Source organism: Telmatocola sphagniphila, assembly GCF_018398935.1.
Lineage (GTDB): Bacteria > Planctomycetota > Planctomycetia > Gemmatales > Gemmataceae > Telmatocola > Telmatocola sphagniphila.
Genome location: NZ_CP074694.1, coordinates 2,636,273 through 2,659,851 on the forward strand (window position 1 = coordinate 2,636,273; position 23,579 = coordinate 2,659,851).

A 23,579-nucleotide genomic window follows, 5' to 3' on the forward strand; every position below is an offset into this window, starting at 1 on the left:
ATGGCCGTTTCGGAAAAACCGCTTGGTATAGTCTTCACCACTTCGGAGATGGCCGGATTTGCCAAGACGGGTGGACTTGCGGATGTCTGTGCCGCTTTACCTGTGGCGTTATCGCGTCGGGGGCATAATGCGGCCGTAATTATGCCGCTTTACAGGTCTGTCCGCGTCGGGCCGATCCCCATCGAGCCGACAAAATATTTGCTCTCCGTCCCCTTCGGCGTTCGAATAGTTCCATCGCGGCTGTGGCGAGCCCAGGTTCCGCGAACTTCGGTTGCGGTTTACTTCATCGAACATCCGGCTTTTTTCGAACGCGATGATTCTCGTTATGCTCGAAGCTACTATCAGTTCACGAGTTGGGACGGCCGCAAGTATGATTACGGTGACAATGCCGATCGATATATCTTTTTCTGCCGAGCTGCCATTGAGGCGATGGCCCACCTGGATTTCACTCCGCATGTGGTGCATGCCAACGACTGGCAAGCCGGCTTGATACCGGCTTATCTCCGCGAACGGCACCAACTTAAACCGGCATTGAGAAATCTTGCGTCGCTCTACACCATTCACAACATTGCCTATCAGGGTGTTTTTCCTGCGGAAATCTATCCTTTGACGGGTCTCGACAAGCGACTTCTCAACCACCGCGAACTGGAATATCACGGGAAGCTCAGCTTCCTTAAAGCGGGGGTGGTATGCTGCGACTGGGTGAATACGGTCAGTCCGACCTATGCCAAGGAAATTCTGACCAGTGAATACGGCTGTGGATTGGAAGGTGTCCTTCAAGAACGAGAACGACGGCTCAGTGGAATTGTGAACGGGGTCGATTACACGGAATGGAATCCTTCCACGGATAAACATCTTCCTCTGAAATACAACGAGCAGAATGCCGAGGAAGGCAAAGCTGCCTGCAAGAAGGAGTTGCAGAGCGTATTCCATCTGGCCCAGGAGCCGAGAACTCCAATCATTGGCATGGTAGCCAGGCTGGCGGAACAAAAAGGGATCGATATTACTTGTGCCCTGCTCGACCAATGGACCGATCTACCAGCGCAAATCGTTATCCTCGGCGAGGGTGATCCTGAATACCATCAGCGACTGCAGGAGCTCAAAGCGAAATATCCGAAACGCATCGGCGTTCGCATCGGCTTCGATGAAGCACTCGCTCACAAGATCGAAGCCGGTTCGGATCTGTTCCTGATGCCCAGCCGTTATGAGCCCTCCGGTTTGAACCAACTCTATAGTTTGAAATACGGCACGCCTCCTGTGGTCCGCGCGACCGGTGGCCTGGCCGACACCATAACGGATACGACACCGACCACTTTGAATAACGGCATTGCCAATGGTTTCAGTTTCAAGGAGTACTCTGCTGAAGCTCTCAGAAACGCTCTTGAAAGAGCTATCCAATATTACGCCAGCAGCACGGAATTCCGCAAAGTGCAGCTTACGGGCATGAAACAGGATTGGTCCTGGAATCGGAGTGCCTCCCAATACGAAGAGCTCTATCTTCGATTGATCGAGGAACGTTCCAAAGCCGACTTCGCTTATGGAATCTGAACCTCCCAGGGAATCGGAATGGCGGCACGATTACCTCACTGACAGAAAGGTCATTATTGCCGGTAATCGCTCCAATCGCCCCGGCGCCTATTCTCAGAAGATGAGTTTTGAATCGATCGCCCGATGCCCTTTTTGTCACGGTAACGAAGCCGATAGCCCACTTCAGCTCCATAGAGCTCGTTTGAAAAATTCTCGGACGGATTGGGATGTTCGGGTTGTAACGAACCTCTACCCCGCATTGGAAGCCTCCTCCGTAAAAGGGTACGGCCGGCACGAAGTAGTGATTGAAGCGGCCTCCCACACGACACAATTCGCCGGTCTGTCGCCGGAACAGATCTTCCTCGTATCGCAAGTTTGGCAGGAGCGGCTCAAAGAGCTCTCGCAGGTGTCCGGGATCAAAGACATCCTACTCTTCAAAAATAATGGCCCAGCGGCTGGGGCATCCTTGCAGCACATCCACTCCCAGATTCTGGCCATGGATTTGGTGCCTGCTTCTAAGAAACTGGAATTAGCACAAGCTCTGGCTTATTGGAAAGCGAACGCAGGCAAAAATTACTTCACGCATTGGAGAGAAGAAGAAACCATGGTTGCACACCGAGTGATTACCGATGGTTCCTTTTTCAGCTTCTGCCCCTACGCCAGCCGTGCTCCTTATGAGATCTGCATTTTACCGAGGCGAGTCCAACCCTTTTTCACGGGAGTCGATCCGGAAGAATTGCTCGAACTGAGTGTTCTACTAAAAGACCTGCTGGAAGCGCTCGGCCGAAATCTAAACGATCCCGATTACAACCTGGTACTCCATCAGAGTCCCGTCCAAGCGGGAGTACTCCCCTACTACAGCTGGCGATTAGAGATCATTCCCCGCTTGACCGTTGAAGCCGGGTTCGAATTGGGCACCGGCTATGCGATCAACAGCATGCCCCCCGAACTAGCCGCGCAGCAAATTCGAGAGTGGCTTTCTAATGCTCAGGAAACGAAGATACCATTAGTGTAATTGTTATCGAAGCTGCTGAAACTGTAGAGCAACTGCGGATTGCCACTGGTAATCGTCGATCCCTTGAACACGCGAACGATTGGATTTCCGGAAGGTCCGGTGGCCGTAATCACTTCCGCTTTACCGTCTCCATCGAGATCCTCGGCGGCAACTCGAACACCAGAGGAAGTGTTGAGACCACCCGCGAGGAAACTCGCCACGGTTGATCCATCACTCCCGCTGAAAACCTTGACGTGTTGTGCAGGACCAGAACCGGCCCCAGTAATAATGTCTGCTCGGCCATCACCGTTCACATCGGCTGCCGCAACGTAAACGCCTCCCAGAAAGCCTTGGTCGTAGGCATAGAAGCTTTGAAGCAGATTGTTGGTTACTCCATCGAATACAACCACGTGCGGCGGGCCGTTGGAATAGACCGAGGCGATGACGTCCGCTCGGCCATCACCGTTCACATCGGCTGCCGCAACATTAATTCCCCCCGTAAACGTTGGCAAAAACGCATCGAAGCTTCGGATCACGGCATTCGTCGCGCCATCGAAAACTTCAACATGCGGATCCGAACCGCCTAGAGTTCCCGTGATAATGTCGGCTTTTCCGTCGCCGTTTATATCTCCCGCGGCGATCGAAATTCCTCCTACGAAACTCGGAGCATAAGCATAAAAGCTTCGAATCAGAGCGCCGGTCTGCCCATCGAACACCTCAACATGGGGACCTGCCCCGGGACCGGCCGCCACGATCAAATCGTCATAGCCGTCGCCGTTCACATCCCCCGTGGCAATCCGCACACCCCCTTGATAATTCTGAAAGACTGTGAGTACAAATCTCAGCGAACCATCGGTGTTGTAAACGGATACTCGGGCGTCACTCCCTGGACCGCCGGAGACCGCAAACATTTTTTTGGTGGGAGGATTCGAAGAAGTACCTCCACCGCTACCTGAAGACGGTGTGATTTGCCAGCCTATGTCTTCCAGTGCGGCCTGATCGAGCAGCGTGAAATGCGTTTGGACTCCAGCCGAGATGACTGGGTCCATCAGGGCCTGTACGCCATCCGAGGTGACCCCGGGGGCCCAGTGAGCCAGATCACTATTCAGAGGAACATGGCCTCCATACACAGCAGACGCCGCAGTACCGACAAAATCGCCGCCCGATACTTTGTTCGACCAGGACTGACTCAATCCCAATCCGAGAATATGTCCTAATTCGTGCGATGCAACGGAGAAAAAATCGTATTGATTCGACTGAATCGGTACACCGGAGTTATTGAAATACCAGCCCCCACCGCCCGGGTTGGATTCGAATGAAATCGAACCTCCCCATGGCCCATAATCTGTAGCATTAGGCCCCGTTGCATTAGCCTGCCCTCGCGCGGCGATGGTATCGAACCAGGACTGCGTGCCCGATGCGGAATACCCTCCTGAACCGCCTAACCCAAGTTCGGAGGAATTCAGATTCCTAGCCCCCACAAAAATTACCAGTGTGTTTGCTAGAACCGAGAGATTCGCTAACTGAGTTGAATCCCCGGTGGCAGGATTGAAGAAGGAAGCGGACCAAGTATTTGTGCCACTCGGTGAAATGGCCGACAGCTGATCGCCCAATTTCGAACCGATGGCATCGGCAGCAGCCTGTAAATCTGCTCGCTTCGCCGCGGTGTTGAAGAAATTGGACGTGTCGTATCGATAGTCGAAAACGATGTTAATTGCAGGCAATTCTCGAGATTCCAGACTCTCGACATGCAATTTATTTCTCGTTTTATGGGTTCGATTCTCCGAAATGCCCTCCGGACGCCACCAACTTCGAATTCGCTTCATCAGTTCACCCAATCTCTTATTGCCCAATAGCTTTGCAAGGCCGATAGTTCATAATTAAATACTGAGAGCTCCGATTCTAAGGCATACCAGATATCTGGCACAAGAGTTAGTGGAACAGCATGAGCATCCGAATCGGTATTTTCGGGGGCACCTTCGATCCCATCCATCTCGCTCACTTATTAATCGCGGAGCAATGCCGGGAACAAGCGAGGTTGGAAAAAATTCTTTTTATCCCCTCTGCAGTTCCCCCTCACAAGACTCTGACGAATATCAGCAGTTTTTCGGACCGGGCCAGGATGGTAGAACTGGCAATCGCTGGAAATTCCCGATTCGAAATCGATCTCCTCGAATCTAACCGAAGCGGCCCCAGTTATACACTCGATACTTTGACGGAGCTCCATGCTTCCCATCCCGATTGGGACATTCACTTTATTATTGGTGCAGATGGAATTCTTGATCTGCCGGGTTGGCATAAGCCCCGCGAAATTCTGATGAAATGTCAGCTTTGCATCGTCAATCGACCCGGATTTCCGGACGTCGATATACCCGCCCTGAGTCGTCAGCTCAATACGGAGATAGAGGATGTCAAATTTTCTATTGTTAGTGTAGCACAGTTGGACATCGCCAGCCGGGATATCAGGGCTCTTCACAAAAAAGGAGCAAGCATCCGATATATGGTTCCGGACAGCGTGCGGAATTGGATTGTGGAACGAGGGCTCTACTCAGAAACCAAAGAACTTGGATCAACCGAACAGAAGTAGGAGATTCCAGGGTAATTCTTTTTCAAACTGGCAGCCGATCTCGAAGTAATCTCCGATTTCGCGGCAATTGCGTACGACGATGGGGATCCAGGGAACTTCTTCGGAACAATTCTGAGGCCGCACCTGAGCGGTGCTTCCTATGGGAATCGCCTTCTGAATGGCTATTCGAATGCCTCCCGTCGAACGATCCAGCACATAAGCATCCATCGGCCGACGAGCCTGAAGAGGATCGACGACGGAGATCGGAGTGGGAACTCCGCCGCGTCGGACCGATTTTCTTTTCTCATCGGTGCGTCGAACGGCACTATTCCAATTCGTCGGTGGGAGAAAATTGCTATCTGCGTTCGAGCCGCCCCCGGAAAGTAAGTAACGGGACGGACGTCGGCTACGAATGACAAAGAACATGACGACAGCAAGAAATGCTCCAGCCGCCAGCCATACGGATGGGTCGGAGAGAGAAAGCTCAGAGAATAACTTCACGAGATCGGACATTAATGAATCTCATCTAACACTCGGTCGTTCAACTTTTGGACGTAAACTGCCTGTTTGCAAGAATTCTATCGATAAGATTTCAATAATAAGCTCGGGGTGTCAACTCCATTTTGACGCAAGCATTGAATCTGCATCAACTTATCACACATTGGCCTCGGGTAAAATCTCTTCAAAAGGAATTTCCCACTGCCCCAATCCCACGCTGACCAGAACAACTCCTTTAGCCGGCAAAACTCTAACAATCTTACCGGCTTTTCCGAATCGCTGGACATACACCTCGTCGTTTATGGCCAGATGGGAACGCCATTCACGCAAGGCCTCAGCCTTGGCCTGCGCAAGTTCGATTTCCTTCATCTGATGGCTGAGCTGCTTCCGTGTCACCTCCGCTTCATGCTGTGCGGCCAGGGCGTTCAGCTTGGCTTTCTCGGCGTCTTCCCGCAATTCTTGTAGCTTTAAAAGTTCTCCCCCCTGATGTCGACCCTTGCGTCGTTTCAAATAGCGGTGTGCCCCACGAATCACCTCTCGCGGCAGCTTTAGCCGCTGGGCGATCTTTAAAGCGTTGCTCATCCCGAATTGACCGATGTGGAGTTTGTACGTTGGCCGCAGGGTTTCGATATCGAATTCGACAGCTCCGTTCTCCGCGTTCTCGTTGGTGAAAGCATAAGTCTTCAAGTCACCCAGGTGAGTAGTCACCATTGATAGACCACCACTTCCATCAATGTAATCCAAAATTGCCCGGCCAAGAGCCGCTCCCTCGGTCGGATCGGTACCCGCACCCAATTCATCTAGGAGAATAAGCGTTTTATTGTCGGAATCTTGAAGTATGCGGGCGATGCGTGTGATGTGCGAAGAGAAAGTGCTCAAGGATTGCTGCAAATTCTGTTCGTCGCCGATGTCGCAGAAGACATTCTCGAAGTAGGGAATCTGACTCCCCGGATTTGCCGGTATGTGAAGTGCGGACAGGGCCATCACCGATAACAGACCTGTGGTTTTCAGCGTTACTGTCTTCCCTCCCGTATTGGGACCGGTGATAACCAGCATCCGAAAGCCAAAACCTAATCGCAATTCGATTGGAACAACTTTTCTTTTCTTTCCGGCCGCGGCCTCTTCATTGGTGGCGGGTAATTGATTGCGGAAAAGTTGTTCCAGGATGGGATGTCTGCCCTCGCGCAGCCAAAGTTTGCCTTCTTCGTTGATCTCGGGTGCACTCATGCGGTAATCGTCCGAATAGCGGGCTTTGGCTGTGATGAGGTCCAAATGCGCGATGACTTCCAGTATGTAGTTGACCTGTCGCGCATACTTACCCACTTCGCCACTGAGCTTTCTCAGAATGCGCCGAACCTCGCGATCCTCTTCCGACTTGAGATACGACCTCTCCGAACTGATCGCGGCCAGGCTGGCCGGCTCAATGAACAAAGTCTCGCCGGTACTACTGGACCGATGCACAACGCCTGGAATTTTCTGACGATGATTCGCAGCCACGGGTAAGACGTAATGGTCTCCGTTCACAGTGGCATTGGAAAATCGCAAGATCTTTCGAATCTCCGGATCTCGGAGGAGCCTGTTAATTTCGTTTTTAGCTCGCTCCTCAATTTCATTCAGGCTCTGCCGGATTGCCCCCAATTCCGGGCTGGCACTGTCGATCAGATGCCCACGGCCATCGATCGAACCGGTGATCGTCCGGGCTACCGTGCCCAGATCATCCACTGAGCTGAGCATGTCGATGATCCTGGCAAACTTTCCATCCAGTCGGGAGCGGTACCGGTAGATTGCGCCGGTCGCAGTAAGAGTCTCCGCAATTTGAAGCAGTTGTTCGGCCGTCAACATTGTGCCGATTTCCGCGCGGCGCAGGATCAGACGGATGTCGTGTACCCCTGCAAAAGGGGGCGATTGACCCGATTGCAGGGCTTCGACCATTTCCGAAACCAACTCGAGTTCCGTGCGAATCCGGGCTACATCTTTGAGGGGAGCCACGTCGCTGGCGAGCTGTTTTCCCAGTGTGGTGGCGGCATACTCGCTCAGAATCCTCCGGATGGTGTCGAATTCGAGTAAATCGAGAGTTTGCTGATCCATTGCTGCTTTCAAATTTCTGATGCGTCGCGGGCAGTGCAATTTTACGCCTGGGAGGGCGGCGTTCAACAAAGAGATTTTCCGACAAGGTGGGTTCGCGAAAATGAAAAAGACACGACCCGGCTCTTAAGTCGGGTCGTGTCGAGTGTTTTTAAATTACCCAGCCCGGATTAGGGGTTGTTGTTCACGTCTTCGCTGTCGAATCGCGAAGTCCCTGTCTGGCGGAGTTGCTCTTCTTCGTTGATGATAACGCGAGGCGTCACCATCAGCATCAGACTTTGAGCATCCCGACCGTAAGCGTTGTTGCGGAACAATCGATTCAGGTAAGGGATGTTGCTCAGAATCGGCGGGCCGAATTCGTTACGACCTTCCGACAGAGTCTTCATACCGCCCAGCAGAACCGTACCACCATCCGGAACCGCAACCGTCGTCTGAATCAACAGCGAGGTGATGGTCGGCTGTTGAACATACTGGGTGAACGGAATCGGTTGACCCTGGCTACCACCTTCGAACACCGGAGTGATGAAGGTCGTGATCGGGAACAGCGGCACGTTCGTCGAAGCCAGGTTGGTAACCTGGTGGTTGATGTTCAATCGCACGAACGAACCATCACCCGAAATCGTCGGCTGAATCGTCATCTGTACCCCCAGCGGGTACGGATTGTTATTCGGCACGAAGGTCAACTGGCCGTTCGCCGTGGTAACCGTAATACCCGTCATGAAGAACTGCTGATCCTGAATCTGGATCGTGGCCGACTGACCGTTGAACATGGTCAGTTTCGGTGCCTGCATGACGTTGATACGTCGATCGCCCTGAGCCGCTTCCATGAACATCGACACCTGAATATCGTTCAGGAACGCCAGACCCAGCGACAAACCGCCGTTGGCGAAGTTGTTCTGGAAGCCACCGAACGGAGGAATCGATTGAGCGAAGCTCGTCGAGGTAATCGGGATATCCAGGTTGTTGGAGTAAACACCCGGAGCCTGGAGGCCGATCACGTTACCCTGGCCGTAACCATTCAAGGTATTGATGTACGGCGGGTTCTGGTTGATACCCGAAGTCAGGTTCGGCTGAATATTAATGTTGTTGGTCTTAATACTCATCGAGAAGTCCACACCCATCCGTTCGAAGAACGATTCGGACAGAGTGATCATCTTCACTTCGATCGACACTTCGCGATCCTGGAGACGTCGCAGCGACTTCAGGAGGCTGGTGATTTCCTCGATCACGTCCGGCGTCTGGTTGATAACCAAAGCCATGGTGGGAGCGTGGAATTCAATTCGTCCCTGACCGCCCAGGTCTTCCCAGGTGTCGGCGTGAATCGTCTTGGTGATTAGGTTGATCAATTCGCGTTCGGCGGTATCGCTGGTTCCGTTATAGTTCCAGCTATCCGAAGGCTTATTAACCAGCTTGCCGCCCGTGAGATCCTTGCTCATGGTAGCGGAGATGTTGTCTCCACCATTCAAGCCGAACTTCGGAGTCGAAGGACTGTTGCCGTAGATCTGCGGCTTGGACAGTTCGATATTTCGTTCCAAAGCTCTCTGCAGGGAGCTGGTTGGACCGGGGTTGGCATTCGCGATGCGAACGACCAGGTCGGCCACAGGGAAAGCTCTCTGAACCATCGCCCCGTGACCATGTTTGGCCGTGGTGATCTTCAGAACATCGTCCTCGATCTTGTAAGCCAGTCGAGCCTTCTTCAGGATGACCTGAAGAGCGGATCGCATCGGGATATCGTTCAGGATTTCCGTTACCGGCATCTTCGAAGAAAGGTTTTCCTCTTCCAGAGCCGGAGTATCGATCACGATGTTGATGCCCGAATAAGTGCGGAACTGATCGATCACCTGCTCCAGGCTGTTATCCTTGAAGTTGATGTTGATCGACTTATTCAGCTTCGATTCGATGTTCTTCTCGGCGGCGCTTCGCAGAGTTGAGGTCTGCTGGCTGCCATCCCGTCCGGCTCGCAACGCGCGATCCTGCTGTCGCTTGATGCTATCCGGATCGAGGTCGAGCTTGATAGGATCTTTGCCACCAACGTATTTGCCTTGCTTATCGGTATCATTCAGAGCTTGAAGATTAAACTCTTCCTTTTCCGCTCGAATCTTGTCGTAATCTTCGCGACGGGACATCATCTTGGACATCTTCATCGCGGCAAATACTGCTGGATCTTTGGGATCCAGCTCATTCATGCGCATCGCCAGAGCATTGGCTTCCTGAGTCTTGCCCTGATCGTAGAGTTTGTGGAACTCTTTCATCAGCTTGGCAATTTCTTCATGCTTGTATTGCTCAGCGAGAGCTTCGCGGCTGATTTCAGCCTTCAAGCCGTCTGAAGCCTTCTTCTGTCCGTATTCGACATCCACGTTATGCTTGACCAAACGCAAACGTTCGAGCCGGACTTCCAGAGGACGAATCAGAACTTTCTGCTGATCGGGATCCACATTGGATTGCTTCACTTTACCGATGAAGTCCATGATGTCCTTCATAGCGGCATCGGTTTCACCCTTACCGAAGCGAACGGTCGCTTCCGATTCCACTCGCATCCCTTCGGAGCGAAGTTGCTGGAAGGCGAGCGCCTGCAGAGCTTCCTGCTTCTGCAAGAGACTTTCCGCGGAGGCCGCGGGCTTGGGAGCGGTCTGATCGTTCGTCCCGCTGGTCTGAACCACTTCCGTCTTGGTCATCTTGCTCGGCGCGGCGGCAGAAGCCCGCATCTGAGCGTTGATCGTCAACTCGAACAGCTGGTTCTTCTTGCCGCTATCCAGCAAGCTGGGATCCACCTGCTTGAAGATCGAGGAAGCCTTTGAATATTCGTGGTTGTTGTAAGCCACGATACCGGATTCGAATGTCCGCAGTGCAGTCAATCGCTTCTGAGCGGCTTCTTCCGCTTCGATAGTACGCAGCAGGCTTTCCGCATCGGCCTTGGCCGTGTAGGGACCGCTGAGAACATCGATGGTCATCTTGCGGGCGGTTTCGAGATCGCCCTTCTTCAATTCCAGACGGGCTTTGCTGAGCAGTTCCGTTCCGGAATCTGAGCCAGCAGGAGCCAGCGCGGTTGTGGCTGGGACAGCGGTCGTCTCCGGCAGCGGTTGATTTCCGGAAGAGGCCACCACAGCCTTCAAACTGGTTCGTTTTTCCAGAATGATGCTGGTATCGAACGAGAAAGTGGTTGCCAGCAGATGAGCTTCGGTCAGGCAGGTATCCGCCTTGGCGTGATCCGCCGCGGTCTTCCTCACCATATGCTCATCGGCATCTGCGCAAAGCTTGGTCATCTTGGCCTGAGCACCGGAGTTGATCGCGGTCATCAGGCTGGCCGGGCTTTCTTCCCCCGCCTTCCAGGCGACATTCAATTTCATCGCGGCCATGCATTCCATGCGGGCTTCGACGAACTTGCCATCCTTCTGGAAGTTCTTCGCCTGGGTCATGTGCTGAATGGCTTCAGAACGAACCATTTCCTCCGGCGACTTGGGAGTCGCCGTGGTCGGTTGGTATGGCGAAGCCGACTGAGTATTCGACGTTAAGGTCAGATTGGCCTTGAACGGTGCGGCCGTGCTGGGTGTTGCCGACTTATGGTCGGCCAGCATCGGAGCTGTCGTCGGTTTGGTCGCCACGACGCCGGCCGCTTTCAGCTTGGCTCGAACGGCTTCGATTTCACTGAGAGTCTTGGTGGGACGATCGCTGAAGTCCCACATGCTGTAAGGGCCATGCAACTTCTCGGCTTGAACGCACAGCATGGACGCCTTGTCGAGGTTGGCCAACCGATCGCCATCGGAAGCGGCCTTTTTCTCGAACAGCATGCGAGCTTCCGCATGCATCCGAAGCGCGTCGGACTGATCCTTCTTGGCCTTGGCTTTGGTGACATCCTTCATCAGTGAGGAAGGGGTGTCTTCGAAAAGGCCCCAGCGGCTGGAAGGGAGAATGGCCTCGGCTTCGCGGGCCAGGTCCTGGGCCTGTTCCAGCTTGCCCATCGCCAAGGATTCCCGACCCTGCTTGAGCAGAATCTTGGGATCGGTCACTTTCTTGACCGTCGGCTTCATATCCTTAGCCGGTGTCGCCGGCATTTTCTTGGCAATATTGCTGAGCATTACGTCGGGAAGATCGTCTCCCATGACGTAGTTCTGCACCGGAGAGGCTTTGGCTTTTTCGCACAAAGATTTCGCCGTGGCATAGTCGCCTTTGTCGTAGGCGTCTTTCGCCTGCACCATCAACCGGTGAGCCGTTTCCGGCTGGCTGGCGGATTGCAGTTCTTGATCCACGAGCATACTGCTTCGTGCCATAGCTTCCGGTGAGACCGCCCCGATCCCCGGCAACAGCATAAGGCCGAACGCAAGTCGCTTCCAACCCCGAATTTTCGCCTGGAACACCCCTGGCCTCCTTTCCCCAACCATGCGTATACCCCTTCGCAGTTGCCCGGTGCTTCCCCCGAAACCCGAGCCGGTGACGAAATTTTTTCACCCCCGGCCCGGACCATCCGTGTCTGAGTCGACAGACGGATAATGATCCGACACTCCGAGCGGGTGCAGTTCTGTAATCAGTCGTGGGCAATAGCCATGCGTGCGAAAGCGATCAAGCCTAATAGACGAAAAAAAACCAGATTTTCTAAGGATTTTGGAAATCGATAAACTGCCCGATCATCAGTAATTCGCCGCATCCCCAAGTTTCCTCCGAAACTGTGTCCGCCAGTTGGGAGACGCCTTTTCTCCAGATTCCCACCGATTAGTGGGGGAAGTATCTTTTTCCTCGAGAATGCTTTAGAATTTTAATCCGAACCGGCAGGTTTGGGAGGATATGGGAAAGGGGTTGTCAACCCTTAGATTGTCATGCATTTGCCGGGAAGGTCATCAGATCATCAAATTTGATATAGTGGCGAAGGCCATTTTGATGACCTTTGAAGATTCCTTGGGGTTTTTGGCACTTCCCCACACAAAATTCCAATCCAATTCGTCTCTTTTGCTTTCAGATCTCCACGAGTGCCCTCTGACGTCGAAAGGTTCCAATCCCGGCAAGAATTGGATAAAGTAGTGTAATCGATACGTCCCTGTTTTCCCATGTAGGTTCCCATGAAACTAGCCATCGCAGCCGATCACGCCGGGTACGATTTGAAAGAAACCATCCGATACCTTCTCCTGAATACAGGCCATGAAGTAATCGATCTCGGCACGGACTCCGCTGATAAACCGGACGACTATCCCGATTTCGCTCTCGCGCTGGGAAAATCCATCCTTCAGAAATCGGCGGAGCGAGGAATTCTCGTCTGCGGTTCCGGAGTGGGAGCTTCGATCGCCGCAAATAAAATCCCCGGTGTACGGGCCGCCATCTGTCATGATCATTACTCCGCCGCTCAGGGGGTGGAGCACGACGATATGAATGTCCTGGTTCTAGGAGCCCGGGTGATTGGTTTAGCGACGGCCCAGGATCTGGTCACCGCCTTTCTGAATGCAACCTATTCGGGAGAAGAGCGTCACGCTCGCCGATTGGCCAAGGTGCTTGCCATCGAAGCGAACCCACCGAGAAGCTAATACGAAATAATTCGCACTGGTAGTTTTAAGTTCTAATCCAATCGATTTGGAACGAGTCTCTCAATCAAACTCATGCTGGTAGCCCTGGGCTTCGAGGGGCTGCCACTGATTATTCTCGTCTAAAAGTCGAATTCCCTGCTCTGCTTTTTGAATTCTTCCTATCGCCGTGCAATTCCACATCGGGTCTTTACGAATTTGCTCGGCCACCGATTCCGAAACCGTGAAGCAGAGTTCGAAATCCTCCCCATCGTGCAAAGCATGATATTCAGGAGTCCGGCCATCCTGCCGCGAAAGTTGTTGCGCCGCGGGCGTGATCGGTAATTCTCTGGCCCAAATCTCTGCCCCGCAATGGCTCTCCTCACAGATATGTCCAAGATCCCGGCTGAGCCCATCGCTCAAATCGATCATCGAGTGTAGGTCGAAGGCCCTGTGAAGTTGAAGCGCTTCCCGGACTCGGGGCTCAAAGTTCAGATGCCTCCCGAGGATAGATCCGCCTAAGGGCCCAGTTACAAAAATCACATCACCTATTTCAGCCCCGCTCCGTTTCACCGGCCCTTTTGCGGTGCTCTCCCCAAAAAGGGTAATGGAAATGCTCAATGGGCCGTTCCAGGAATTGGTGTCACCGCCGATAATCTCCACTTCGTAGTCTCGGGCCAAGCTTTCAATTCCCCGAAAAAGCCCCTGAGCGATTTCTGCTCCTTTTTTGCGCGGCAATGCCAGACTGATGAGAGCGGCCTTCGGAATACCTGCCATGGCCGCAATGTCCGATAAATTCACTGCTAAAGCCTTGCGGCCGACCGCTTCCGCGCCGGCTTCGGCCAAGAGGAAGCAGCTCCCTTCGAGCAGCATATCCGTTGTAATCAGTGCATCGCAACCGGGGGAAAATCGAAACCCGGCGGTGTCATCTCCTATTCCAATGGTCGTTTGATGACCCGGGGTCTGTCGCTTTCGCAGCCAGTCTATGAAGCCGAATTCGTGCATTCTTCAAAAATTCCTTCTCCCAAATCCTACAACCCGCAAGGCTTATCGTATCTCTTACCTAATCGGGCGATTGAAAAATCGGATGAACCCCGACATACCTGAAAAAACTAAGGTAAACTGCAAAGATGCTTTCCTTCGCATGACGCAAGGTTTATCCTATTGGAAAGCGCGATATAACTCGGACAGCTTAACAGCCGAACCCCTTGACACCGAGGCCGGAAGGTCCATGAGCAACTCAACGAACTTTGCATCTGCGGTCACAGGATCCATTGGTGCGCCAACTTATCTTGATCGAACCTACGGTCAGCCCTTATTCCATACGGAAAGCGACGTCCTGGCGATGCGCTTCTCGGAAGACGGATTGATCTGGACGATCGAAGAATGCGGTTTGCTTCGCCAATGGTCTCTCGATGGGCGACAGATCTCGCGTGTGTTCCTGAACGATCTCGAAAATGTGTGGCAATTCTCCCCGACCGGGAAATTTGTCGCCTCGGGCAGTCAGGAACTCTGTCTTTGGTACGTCAACAGCGGTCAGGAAGCATTCCGGGTAGATACCGAATGCTGGATTACCGCTCTGGCCTTCTCCGCCGATGGCAAACTCCTGGCGAGCGGCCACGACGATGGCAGCGTCCGCATCTGGGACACCAAAGGTTTAAAACTGCTTCAAAAAGTCGATCTGCATACTGTGGCCATCTCGGCCCTCGCCTTCCGACCCAACGGTACGGAACTGGCGAGTGCGGCGGAAGATCGCAAGATTCGCATCTTGAATCTCGAATCCTACCAAGTCACCACGACTCTGCTGGGCCATCCCGATCGCATCCCGGCCTTGGTCTGGTCGGTGAACTCCGATCTGCTCCTTTCCGCGGGCTGGGATACCAGCGTTCGAATCTGGCAGCCCCCGCAGGTCGAACCGAAGATGCTTTTGAACACGCACTCCGAACAGGTCACCTCGCTGGCCATCAGCCGCGATGGGCACTTCTTAGCGTGTGCGGACTCCGATTTTGAAATTCATATCTGGGATAACCTGGAAGCCAAGAAACCGAGCTATTCGTTCCGCGGACCTACCGAAGAAATCAAGGTCATGGCCTTTTCCCCCGATGGCGTACACTTCGCCTCGGCCGGAGCCGACCATACGATTTGCGTCTGGAACATCAAATCGGGTGAAATGAAAGGCGGTCCCACCGCCGCGGTACGCCATCAGATCGCGGTGCTGCCTCAGAACAAGAAAGAACTTTTGCTGAGTTCCGTCGGAGCTTCGCTGCAATCCTGGGAAACGGAATCGGCGCATTTGACTCTGCTGCCGACTAAAGAAACGATCCGCTCCGTCGCCGCGAGTGCGGATGGCCGCTGGATTGCCACCAGTAACGAAACGCCTCAGGTTGAAATCTGGGATGCCGCTAAGCAGACGCTGGTTCGGACTCTGAATCATACTTTCGGGCCGATCTCCTGCCTGAATTTCGCTCCCGATTCGAAGACATTGGCAACGGCGAGTCTGAGCGATGGTCTCGCGTGGATTTGGGATCTGAACGAGAAAGAGGCGATTCTGGTGATCCCGGAAGCCGCCGAGTCCTGTTCGATCGAAACCCTGGCCTTTCATCCGAAAGGTAACCTTCTGGCCGTTGGCGGGGTCGATTTCCTGGCCACCAGCGGTTCGGATGGAGCGGTCTGTCTCTGGAATCTCGACGAAAAGGAAAAACTCACAACTTTCGACCACGGGGTTACAGCCCTCTGCTTCGATCCGCAGGGTCGTTATCTGGCCGGGGGTTCGCTCAAGAATTCCCTAGTGGTTTGGGACTTGAAGGACGACAGGGAAATTTTCGACTTGCCCGGCCATACCAATCGGATCGGCGCTTTGGCTTTCAGTCCCGATGGCTCCTGGCTGGTGTCCGCCAGCGACGATTGCACGCTGCGGGTATGGAACGTTTTGAATGGCCGGCTTGTGATCGCCCGAACCTTCGATACGGAAATTCATTCTCTCGCTTTCGGAGAGAACGGCCGATACCTTTACACCGGCAACGCCGATTCCACTTGCTACCGACTCTTGATGAGTCAGTTGCTGGAAGACTAATCGCATCGATTTACCCGTCGGACAGAAAGCCCGACGGGTATTAATACCAGAAGATCCGATCGATCGGTTCCGTCACTTCCAGGACGACATATCGTCCCGAACGGAAAACGACTTTCTGGTCCCAGGGAAAGGCTGTTTTCGCAAAATCGGGCAAGCTTGGGGGAAACTCCGGATTGTTGTCCGCCATTTCTTTATCGGGTATATCGAAGTACCACTTGGGCAGTGAAAGATCGACCACTGCATATTTAGGGGAGCACTTCAGGACATCGGCCCGAATTAAATCTCGTTTACTTTGAAACATCAACGCTGTATGCACGTGCAGATAGCGAATGGCGGGTTTCAGGTTCAATTCCCGATAAATCAAAAACGTCGCATCGCACCAGCAGACGAGTTGTCCCTCCTGCAAGTTCAGCGGTTTCAGAAAATTGACGACGTCGCGCTGGGCTACATACGATGGCACACCGAGATGATCGCGGAAATACGGCAGTTTATCTCGAACCACATCGGGGCAATCCCATTTCAGACAGTCGGACCAAAGTTCCAGTCGCTCGGGATCCAAGGAACAGTGATAGGGGAAAAAGACGTAGAAGGTGGCCGGGCTTCGCTGCTTCCAGGAGTTCAGATAATGACCAATCGAGCTGTCCTCTTTCATACCGCAGATGTGAGAACTGATTAGCACCCAGAAAACGACGCAGATCAGCGCTTTGCCCACATAAGAAGCCACGAGAGCAATTCCCAAAATCATCCCGGGCGCCTGAATGTATGCCATCGATTTCTGCAAGAGAAATGCCTGTGCAATCCAGGTGAGATACAAAACCGCCAGCAGGGAACGGTAATAGGTGGTTGCCGTAGCCTCACGACTTCGGTAATTCCAGATTGCAAAAATCGCCAGGGGAATGGCCACCGCATGCAACCGGGACCAGGGTTGCAGTGTGAACCAGAAGGAAACCCAACGGAAGTGATACTCCGAACTCGACCAGTCGTAATATTCGGGATTCCAGTTCAGGAAGATGTCGAGCATCGGTGCCAGGGAACCGCTGGCGATCAGCCAGCAACTCATGGCCGAGCCGACCAGCACAACGCCCACAAAGATTCCCAGAAAGCCGGGTGGTCGGCCTAAGGAACCGCGATCGGAAGTTGGCTCGGTTCTTCGACCGAACCGCATCCAAAGATAGGAACCGAGAGCCGGAATTAAGACGTGCGGCTTCAGACAGACTGCGGTTCCAATTGCACACCCCACCAGAAAGGCACGCAGAAATCTTCGTCTGGGTGTTGTCCCATCATAGAGATTTATGGCCACCAGGATCGGCAGGAGCATCCAGACATCGCGTTGGCAGTGGATGTATTCAGACTCGAAAATGTAGAAAAAGGCCCCGGTAATGAGGAAGCAGAAGACCGCCAAGCTCGACAGAGACGATTTCTTCAAGAGTCGGCTCAGCAGCAGCAGAATCGCTGTGATCACCAGCAGATCAATGGCCAGAATCGCCTCGGAAGACCAGCCCAAAAGGGAGCGGATACCCAACTGCAAGAGCATCATGCCTGGCGGATTGGTATCGAGAGTATCCCGATAATGCACGCCTCCCTGCAATACGTTCCAGGCGGCGATGTCGTACAGACTGACATCGACCCAAAGGGGCGTACGCAAGTAAGGCGGGATCCCAAGGATCAGGATAGCCAGCAACAACGCGCCGGCTCCAAACCAGGCGAGGATGGGGCGAATTGAAAAATTCATTCGGGTTCTTCCGTACTATCGATGGTCAGCAGCGACCGGAAAATCCGCGGATCGGTTTTCCAGGTCAAAAAATGGGCTCTTCCATCGGCCATGGCGGCGTAAACGCCATCGAGATGAATACCTCCGAGATCGCTCGAAGGGCCCAGGTAGACCGATTGATCGCGCTTCCATGTACGGAGAGTGGAAGGTCCGCCCTGCAGCCAGGGTCCGGTGAAAAAATCGGTTTCCAAAAAGGCGATAGTCTGTGCCAAGCCGTCTTTGACTTCGACATAGGGAGTTTTTATATCGGGTTCGAAGAGACCGCGTAGCTGTTCGGAATTCCATTTGGGCAGGGCCGCACCGTTCTCCAGGCCGCCGTTAGCGACGTAATTGGTAATGGCGAAGCCCTCGGCCGTGACCGGCTTCTTCGTGGCCGGGACAATCAGGTGTTTGGCTTTCTGGGTGGCCAGTTCCCGATTACTTCCCAAATTCCACTTCTGGTCCTTGTCTATCTGGCTCCAAAGTTTGGTCATCCCGGTTTTTTCATCGAAATTCGCGTTCTCGGTGGTACGATCCAGGGAATGCACGAAATAGGCGTACAGGCTGAGGCGTTCGTCCCGTTTCAACGCGGGGTTTGGTAGCGTGCCGGAGGGGAAATAGTCGATGGATTCGGGCTTGATCACACTACCGGGATCGGTACAGTGCATCATCGCAAAACCGATCTGCCGGATATTGTTTTCCGAGTACTTGCGGTCGCCGACATTCCGGGCGTAACCCAGAAATGTGAGAATGAGGCCAAGCCCGAAAACTCCCAGACCGACGACGGCTATCAGTACAAGTAATCTCGCAAACATCCTTCATCCGGTATATAAGAAACTTGGATCGTCCTCTACCGTGTATGATAGTGGGAAGATTGAAATGAGGGACTTCGATGACCAGCAATAAGTTGATTATCGGCGGCGCGTTGGCCTTACTGGCAGGAGCAGTCGTGATGTTCACGAATTCCAGTTCGAGTAAAGAACTACCCGAACAAATCACTTCCGCCAAATCGGGACAATCTTCCAAACCGCTTGCCTCAACCTGGGAAGCCGGCGAACCGGCCCCTTTCGATCCCGATCGGGCGATGAAATACCTCAAGCAACTTTGCGATCTCGGCCCGCGCATCAGCGGCAGCGACGGCATGGCCAAAATGCAGGATCTGCTGAAGAAGCACTTCGAAAATCTCGGTGCAAAAGTCACTTTTCAGAAATTTGAAGGCAAACAGCGTTCGCAGCCGAAATCGGTTCCCATGGCCAACATGATCATCAGCTGGAATCCCGAAAGTAAAACCCGGGTGATCCTCTGCGGGCACTACGATACCCGTCCCATTGCGGATCAGGAAAGACGCCGGGAAGACTGGACTCGACCTTTCCTCAGCGCGAACGATGGCACTTCCACCGTCGCACTGTTAATGGAGTTGGGCAATCACATGAAAAAAGCTCCCAAGATGAAGGTCGGGGTGGACTTTGTGATTTTCGACGGGGAAGAATGGATGTTCGATCCCAAGCGGGATAAATTCTTTCTCGGTTCGGATTACTTCGCGGATAATTATCGCGATCATCGCCCGGCCTACACCTACAAATCGGCAATTCTGCTCGATCTGTTCGCCGGGATTAATACCCGTTTCCCCTGGGAAGAAAATTCCCGATTTGAAGCCGGCGGCCTGATGGAAGAAGTCTGGGATATCGCCAAAGAATTGAACGTTAAGGAATTCGTCTTCGAACGAGGCGACGCCGTGCTCGACGACCACATGGGGCTGAACCGCGTTGGCATCAAAGCGATCGACATCATCGATTTCAGCTACCCGCACTGGCACAAATTGACCGATTTGCCGGAAAACTGTTCCGGCGAGAGCATGGCCAAGGTGGCAAAAGTGCTGAGTGTCTGGTTGCAGAGGACAAAATAATCCGTTAGGCTGAATTAGATACCCAGGAAATGAAGGATTATTTCCGGTCCGCTACCACCAGCATCTACCGAGAAAGCGATCCGTGAGTACTTCGGAAATTATCTTTGGCCTGGGTTTCGCAGTTATCCTGGCGGTCACGGCCTGCTATACGGCTCGCATTCCGTTCCGAATTTTCCGTCGCCTGCGCTCCCACGAAATCATCCCCAGCGACGAACGCAAATACCTGCAAAAACAGGCTCGCCTCCGGCTGGTCAACAGCGTTTTCATGCTCATTCTCGGGGGTTTCTTGGCTTGGACTTACCTCTCGGGTATGGAGCGGCGGGCGGGCGAACTGGTTCAGAAAGTGGATGCTTCCAAGCAGAATAATATCGAAATTCCGGAAGCCGAAAAAGAAATCGATAAAGCCTTCTTTAAGAACTACTTCTACTGCTGGATAGCCATCGTCATCTTGCTTTTTGGCATAGTGGCTATCGCTTTCATCGATCTGATGTCGACCCGCAAATATGCCTGGCAGCAGATGGTCCTTTTGAAGGATGACCATAAAGCCAAGCTCGAGCGGGATTTAGCTATGTACCGGCAGCAGATGAACGACCGCCGGCGCGGCTTGAATCGGAAATAGACTACTTTTTGAAGAAGTTCGTCAGCTCGATTTCTTCAAAGGGATTCTTAGTCGCCGAGCGGTCACCTCCCACCGACACGTGCATCACCCGGCGGCTCGGTTCAAAAACCACGGCATGAATCGTCGATTTCCCCTGATTGACGCGATCCAGCGATTTGACCACATCCGGGACCCCATACTTATCGTCACACTTCTGGCATTCCTGCAGCTTGGCATAGCGATCACATTTTTTATGGACCGAAAGCTCTTCGGTGCGAAAGTGGTTCGTAGTGCAGCAGACCCCGTTTTCGGCGGTGCGCGGCACCACGTTCTTCGTGGTCACTTCCAGCACCCGGCCACCGGATTTATCGCAGAGCGTTAAGACGTACATGCCAGTACGTTTTGCTTCCCGAACCAATTTTTCCGCCTGATCGAGATTCTCGCATTCTTCCATCACCCGGCGAAACAAAAGCAGCATGGGAGTTCCCGTAACATCCAAAGGCGGGGTTTTGTCCTTCGTCGCATAGATTTCATTAATCGTGAGACAGAGCCCGGAATCATTCATCGCGGTGACCACACCGATGAGCGGAGAAATAGTCAGTGCGGCAAAAGCATGCTTCCCCTTGGGCTTTTCGACAACGATCAGCGAATGCTGCGCCAGCCCTTCGAACGGCGGCCAATCCAGGAGTCGGCCAAAGAGCGGTTCGCCGGTTTGGCTACGCGTCTTTTCGACGATCAGCGTGGAGCAGCCACCGATTTTTTTCAGATCGGCCACGGTATTCGCAAATATGAGCAATTTGAGATCGATTCCCGAGGCTTTGGCGGCACTTTCGATTTCGGTACGGTGATCTTTCGGGAATGAATCGAGCATGCCCGCACTCATTTTCAAGAGCAGCGGATAGGCCGATTTGAAGCCAATGGAGTCGACGAAACCATCAATTTGCTTGAGCAGATTTTTACCTTGAGACATGGCAATGGCCCCGTACTGCTTCCCGAGTTCCTCGGGTGTGCCCTCGACGACGAGAACGGGAATGCCTTTGACGTACTGAAGCTTACCCGGTCCTTCGGTTTGCTCCTTGTAAACGAATTTGGAATGGGCGTCCTGGGCGAAGAGAGGAAAGCTGCTTGCTAAACACAAAACGAATGACCAGAGATAGCGCATCGCGAACTCCTAATTATTCATCGCGGGCGGCCACCTCCGATACGACTTCAAATTCACTAATCAGAGGCTTCAGCATAGCATAGATGGCAAAACCAAATGTTCCACCAACCATCAAAAACGGGATCAGCGGATCCGTTGATTCGTTAGTCCCCGGCTTGGCAATCAAGACGTTGGTTACCGAATAAAACATGGCGAGCGGGCAGATGGTGGAGGCCAGCGAAAGGGCTGGTGCCGGCCGCCCGGAGCTCAAGACCCACCAGAACCCCCCAATTCCAAGCAGCAGGAAGCCGCTGAAACTCAGCAATTGATTCCCCAGGCTGTTGCCGTTGATTATGATCAAATAGATGCTGATCAGCGTGCCAATCGACAGAAAGAAAATCGTTCCCAGCGTATTCCCAATCGCCAGACGGCTATTATCGATTCGCAGAGCCACATGCAGCCCGAGCATGATTGCAAAGGCCAGCATCACCAGCACGGTACCGAAAGAACAGACGATGGAAAGCCACGAAGTCGCAAGTATCCCCTCTCCGGAGTTGGCAACCGTCGCCGGAGCGAACGCGCCCGCTAAGCCATAAAGTATGACCATTACCAAGGGGGGAATCAAAAATTCCTTCGTATTCCAGATCACGCCGCCAATCTTGCCGATCATGAATTCGCGTGGGGACAGATCGGTCACCAGCAACAAGTCGAGAGTTCTGCCGTCTCGTTCGGAAGTGATTGAGGTGACGGCCTGAGCCGCCAGCAACAGCAGACTAATAACCCCTGCGGGAATCAGGCCATAAGCGGCCGCGAAAGTCGGCCGTTCCCCGGAGCGGTACAGCGAATGGAACGCGAAATAGCAGATTAGCCCGAGTACCAGGAAATAAATCAGTTTCACCATCAGTGGCCTTCGACCATAGGCCAGAGTTCGGATTTCTCGCCAAAGAATCGGGTTTTCCCAGACCGCGCGAGCCTTCCCTGGCGCGGCGTGAGCTTTGGAACGATCGACGGCTTCCAATTCCGATTCGCTGGGAACTTCGCGTTGAATAATCGGCTCGCCGCTGGGGTTCCATTTACGCAGTTTCCAGATTCCAAAAGCGTTGAGGAACACGCAGAAAGCGATCATCACGGCGAAGAAAATATAGGCGGGGGCAATTTCGGTTCCCCCTTCAATCGGTGGTTCTAATACGGAGCGGAGTGTCAGGAACGGATCAAACCAGGCTTGGATGTTGCTCCAAAGAGCATCGGAATTGACATTGGCGACGAACATCCCCACCAGACTCGGCAATCCCTGAACCAGGGACAAATAGAGGACCAGACCCAGTACCGCCAGGGCGAGAGATTGGAATGTTCTTTCCCGCCATAACGCTATCAGCCCCCCCAGCGACCCGGCCGCCAGAGAGGTTCCCGCGAACACCAGCCCGGCCTGAATCACCTGCTCGACGGAAATGCCCCCGAGCAACAGACACAGGAAAAATACCGGCATGACGCAGGTGAGAATGATGCCAATCGGCAGTAAACTTCCGAGCATCTTACCGAGCACGATCTCGTAATCGCGCATATCGGTCAGCAGAAGCAAAATGAAAGTTCGACGATCTTTTTCCTGAGCGATCGTACTGGCGGCCGAAAGAGCCGAGAAAAACAGAAGGAGTGTCAAAAGGACGTAGGAAATAATTTGAAAGTAAAGTAGGCCGAAGTGAGCAGTTTGACCCAGGGTGGGATCCAAATTAAATCCGACAGTTGCCTGCCAGGCGGTCAACCCGATGACCCAGAGCAGAGCCAGCAGGCCCACTCTCGCGATGTGGTGTTTATCCCGCCGGGGTACAGTTACAAATTCCCTGGCGAAAATTGGCCCCAGCACGCGAACTCCCCGCTTGAAATAATGTCCTGATCTCTATCTTTCGGACCTTCGATCTTTAGATTACCGAAAGGCTCGCCAAAAGGAAGGAACTTCG

Annotated in this window: 16 protein-coding genes; 7 read left to right on the forward strand and 9 right to left on the reverse strand. The window is 53.3% G+C overall.

Annotation, left to right across the window (positions count from 1 at the left end; all coding sequences use genetic code 11):
• Positions 1 to 1,548, forward strand: coding sequence for a glycogen synthase GlgA (gene glgA, locus KIH39_RS10480; protein ID WP_213499276.1), 1,548 nt, complete (start codon positions 1 to 3; stop codon positions 1,546 to 1,548).
• The gene (locus tag KIH39_RS10485; protein ID WP_213499277.1) at positions 1,538 to 2,542 is read left to right on the forward strand and encodes a galactose-1-phosphate uridylyltransferase; all 1,005 of its coding nucleotides are present in this window, start codon (positions 1,538 to 1,540) and stop codon (positions 2,540 to 2,542) included. Before glgA ends, KIH39_RS10485 begins: the two co-directional genes overlap by 11 nt.
• Here the strand turns inward: KIH39_RS10485 and KIH39_RS10490 are convergent.
• The gene (locus KIH39_RS10490; protein ID WP_213499278.1) at positions 2,515 to 4,347 is read right to left on the reverse strand and encodes an FG-GAP-like repeat-containing protein; all 1,833 of its coding nucleotides are present in this window, start codon (positions 4,345 to 4,347) and stop codon (positions 2,515 to 2,517) included. The genes KIH39_RS10485 and KIH39_RS10490 overlap by 28 nt on opposite strands.
• Positions 4,348 to 4,466: 119 nt before the next feature.
• Between KIH39_RS10490 and nadD the strand changes: the two genes are divergently transcribed.
• Complete coding sequence (nadD, locus tag KIH39_RS10495; protein ID WP_213499279.1) at positions 4,467 to 5,108, forward strand: nicotinate-nucleotide adenylyltransferase; 642 nt, start codon at positions 4,467 to 4,469, stop codon at positions 5,106 to 5,108.
• On the opposite strand, the gene KIH39_RS10500 is transcribed toward nadD, so the two are convergent.
• From KIH39_RS10500 to KIH39_RS10510, 3 genes are all read right to left on the reverse strand, one after another.
• Positions 5,091 to 5,600, reverse strand: coding sequence for a PilZ domain-containing protein (locus KIH39_RS10500; RefSeq protein WP_213499280.1), 510 nt, complete (start codon positions 5,598 to 5,600; stop codon positions 5,091 to 5,093). The genes nadD and KIH39_RS10500 overlap by 18 nt on opposite strands.
• Before the next feature lie 141 nt (positions 5,601 to 5,741).
• The gene (locus KIH39_RS10505) at positions 5,742 to 7,673 is read right to left on the reverse strand and encodes an endonuclease MutS2 (protein ID WP_213499281.1); all 1,932 of its coding nucleotides are present in this window, start codon (positions 7,671 to 7,673) and stop codon (positions 5,742 to 5,744) included.
• A 167-nt stretch (positions 7,674 to 7,840) separates the two neighbouring features.
• Entirely contained in the window at positions 7,841 to 12,025 is a 4,185-nt protein-coding gene (locus tag KIH39_RS10510; RefSeq protein WP_213499282.1) for a hypothetical protein, read from the reverse strand.
• Between the two features lie 696 nt (positions 12,026 to 12,721).
• Between KIH39_RS10510 and rpiB the strand changes: the two genes are divergently transcribed.
• Positions 12,722 to 13,180, forward strand: a complete 459-nt coding sequence (gene rpiB, locus KIH39_RS10515) for a ribose 5-phosphate isomerase B (RefSeq protein WP_213499283.1) — start codon at positions 12,722 to 12,724, stop codon at positions 13,178 to 13,180.
• A 60-nt stretch (positions 13,181 to 13,240) separates the two neighbouring features.
• Here rpiB and KIH39_RS10520 read toward each other — a convergent pair whose 3' ends face one another.
• On the reverse strand, positions 13,241 to 14,161 hold the full coding sequence (locus KIH39_RS10520; protein WP_213499284.1) for a thiamine-phosphate kinase: 921 nt from the start codon (positions 14,159 to 14,161) through the stop codon (positions 13,241 to 13,243).
• Positions 14,162 to 14,387: 226 nt separating this feature from the next.
• Between KIH39_RS10520 and KIH39_RS10525 the strand changes: the two genes are divergently transcribed.
• Positions 14,388 to 16,229 carry a WD40 repeat domain-containing protein gene (locus KIH39_RS10525; RefSeq protein ID WP_213499285.1) on the forward strand — a complete coding sequence of 614 codons (1,842 nt, stop codon included), beginning with the start codon at positions 14,388 to 14,390 and terminating at the stop codon, positions 16,227 to 16,229.
• 40 nt (positions 16,230 to 16,269) lie between these two features.
• Here the strand turns inward: KIH39_RS10525 and KIH39_RS10530 are convergent, their stop codons facing one another.
• Together KIH39_RS10530 and KIH39_RS10535 are read right to left on the reverse strand one after the other, a co-directional pair.
• Positions 16,270 to 17,961, reverse strand: coding sequence for a hypothetical protein (locus KIH39_RS10530; RefSeq protein ID WP_213499286.1), 1,692 nt, complete (start codon positions 17,959 to 17,961; stop codon positions 16,270 to 16,272).
• Positions 17,958 to 18,794 (reverse strand): hypothetical protein, encoded by an 837-nt coding sequence (locus tag KIH39_RS10535; protein ID WP_213499287.1) that lies wholly within the window; start codon positions 18,792 to 18,794, stop codon positions 17,958 to 17,960. Before KIH39_RS10535 ends, KIH39_RS10530 begins: the two co-directional genes overlap by 4 nt.
• A gap of 77 nt (positions 18,795 to 18,871) precedes the next feature.
• On the opposite strand from KIH39_RS10535, the gene KIH39_RS10540 reads away from it, so the two are divergent.
• Together KIH39_RS10540 and KIH39_RS10545 are read left to right on the forward strand one after the other, a co-directional pair.
• Positions 18,872 to 19,885 (forward strand): M28 family peptidase, encoded by a 1,014-nt coding sequence (locus tag KIH39_RS10540; RefSeq protein ID WP_246539641.1) that lies wholly within the window; start codon positions 18,872 to 18,874, stop codon positions 19,883 to 19,885.
• Between the two features lie 82 nt (positions 19,886 to 19,967).
• Entirely contained in the window at positions 19,968 to 20,504 is a 537-nt protein-coding gene (locus KIH39_RS10545; RefSeq protein WP_213499288.1) for a hypothetical protein, read from the forward strand.
• A gap of 1 nt (position 20,505) precedes the next feature.
• Here the strand turns inward: KIH39_RS10545 and KIH39_RS10550 are convergent, their stop codons facing one another.
• Together KIH39_RS10550 and KIH39_RS10555 are read right to left on the reverse strand one after the other, a co-directional pair.
• A complete protein-coding gene (locus KIH39_RS10550) occupies positions 20,506 to 21,645 on the reverse strand; it encodes a C45 family peptidase (RefSeq protein ID WP_213499289.1) in 1,140 nt (379 codons plus the stop codon).
• Between the two features lie 13 nt (positions 21,646 to 21,658).
• Complete coding sequence (locus tag KIH39_RS10555; protein WP_213499290.1) at positions 21,659 to 23,485, reverse strand: ABC transporter permease subunit; 1,827 nt, start codon at positions 23,483 to 23,485, stop codon at positions 21,659 to 21,661.
• Positions 23,486 to 23,579: the final 94 nt, after the last annotated feature.

What these genes read in the sequence shown, in the direction of transcription:
- KIH39_RS10540 (WP_246539641.1), top strand. Translation starts at nt 18,872, where the DNA reads ATGACCAGCAATAAGTTGATTATCGGCGGCGCGTTGGCCTTACTGGCA.
- glgA (WP_213499276.1), top strand. Translation starts at nt 1, where the DNA reads ATGGCCGTTTCGGAAAAACCGCTTGGTATAGTCTTCACCACTTCGGAG.
- KIH39_RS10485 (WP_213499277.1), top strand. Translation starts at nt 1,538, where the DNA reads ATGGAATCTGAACCTCCCAGGGAATCGGAATGGCGGCACGATTACCTC.
- KIH39_RS10505 (WP_213499281.1), bottom strand. Translation starts at nt 7,673, where the DNA reads ATGGATCAGCAAACTCTCGATTTACTCGAATTCGACACCATCCGGAGG.
- KIH39_RS10520 (WP_213499284.1), bottom strand. Translation starts at nt 14,161, where the DNA reads ATGCACGAATTCGGCTTCATAGACTGGCTGCGAAAGCGACAGACCCCG.
- rpiB (WP_213499283.1), top strand. Translation starts at nt 12,722, where the DNA reads ATGAAACTAGCCATCGCAGCCGATCACGCCGGGTACGATTTGAAAGAA.
- KIH39_RS10525 (WP_213499285.1), top strand. Translation starts at nt 14,388, where the DNA reads ATGAGCAACTCAACGAACTTTGCATCTGCGGTCACAGGATCCATTGGT.
- nadD (WP_213499279.1), top strand. Translation starts at nt 4,467, where the DNA reads ATGAGCATCCGAATCGGTATTTTCGGGGGCACCTTCGATCCCATCCAT.
- KIH39_RS10550 (WP_213499289.1), bottom strand. Translation starts at nt 21,645, where the DNA reads ATGCGCTATCTCTGGTCATTCGTTTTGTGTTTAGCAAGCAGCTTTCCT.
- KIH39_RS10500 (WP_213499280.1), bottom strand. Translation starts at nt 5,600, where the DNA reads ATGTCCGATCTCGTGAAGTTATTCTCTGAGCTTTCTCTCTCCGACCCA.
- KIH39_RS10535 (WP_213499287.1), bottom strand. Translation starts at nt 18,794, where the DNA reads ATGTTTGCGAGATTACTTGTACTGATAGCCGTCGTCGGTCTGGGAGTT.
- KIH39_RS10490 (WP_213499278.1), bottom strand. Translation starts at nt 4,347, where the DNA reads ATGAAGCGAATTCGAAGTTGGTGGCGTCCGGAGGGCATTTCGGAGAAT.
- KIH39_RS10530 (WP_213499286.1), bottom strand. Translation starts at nt 17,961, where the DNA reads ATGAATTTTTCAATTCGCCCCATCCTCGCCTGGTTTGGAGCCGGCGCG.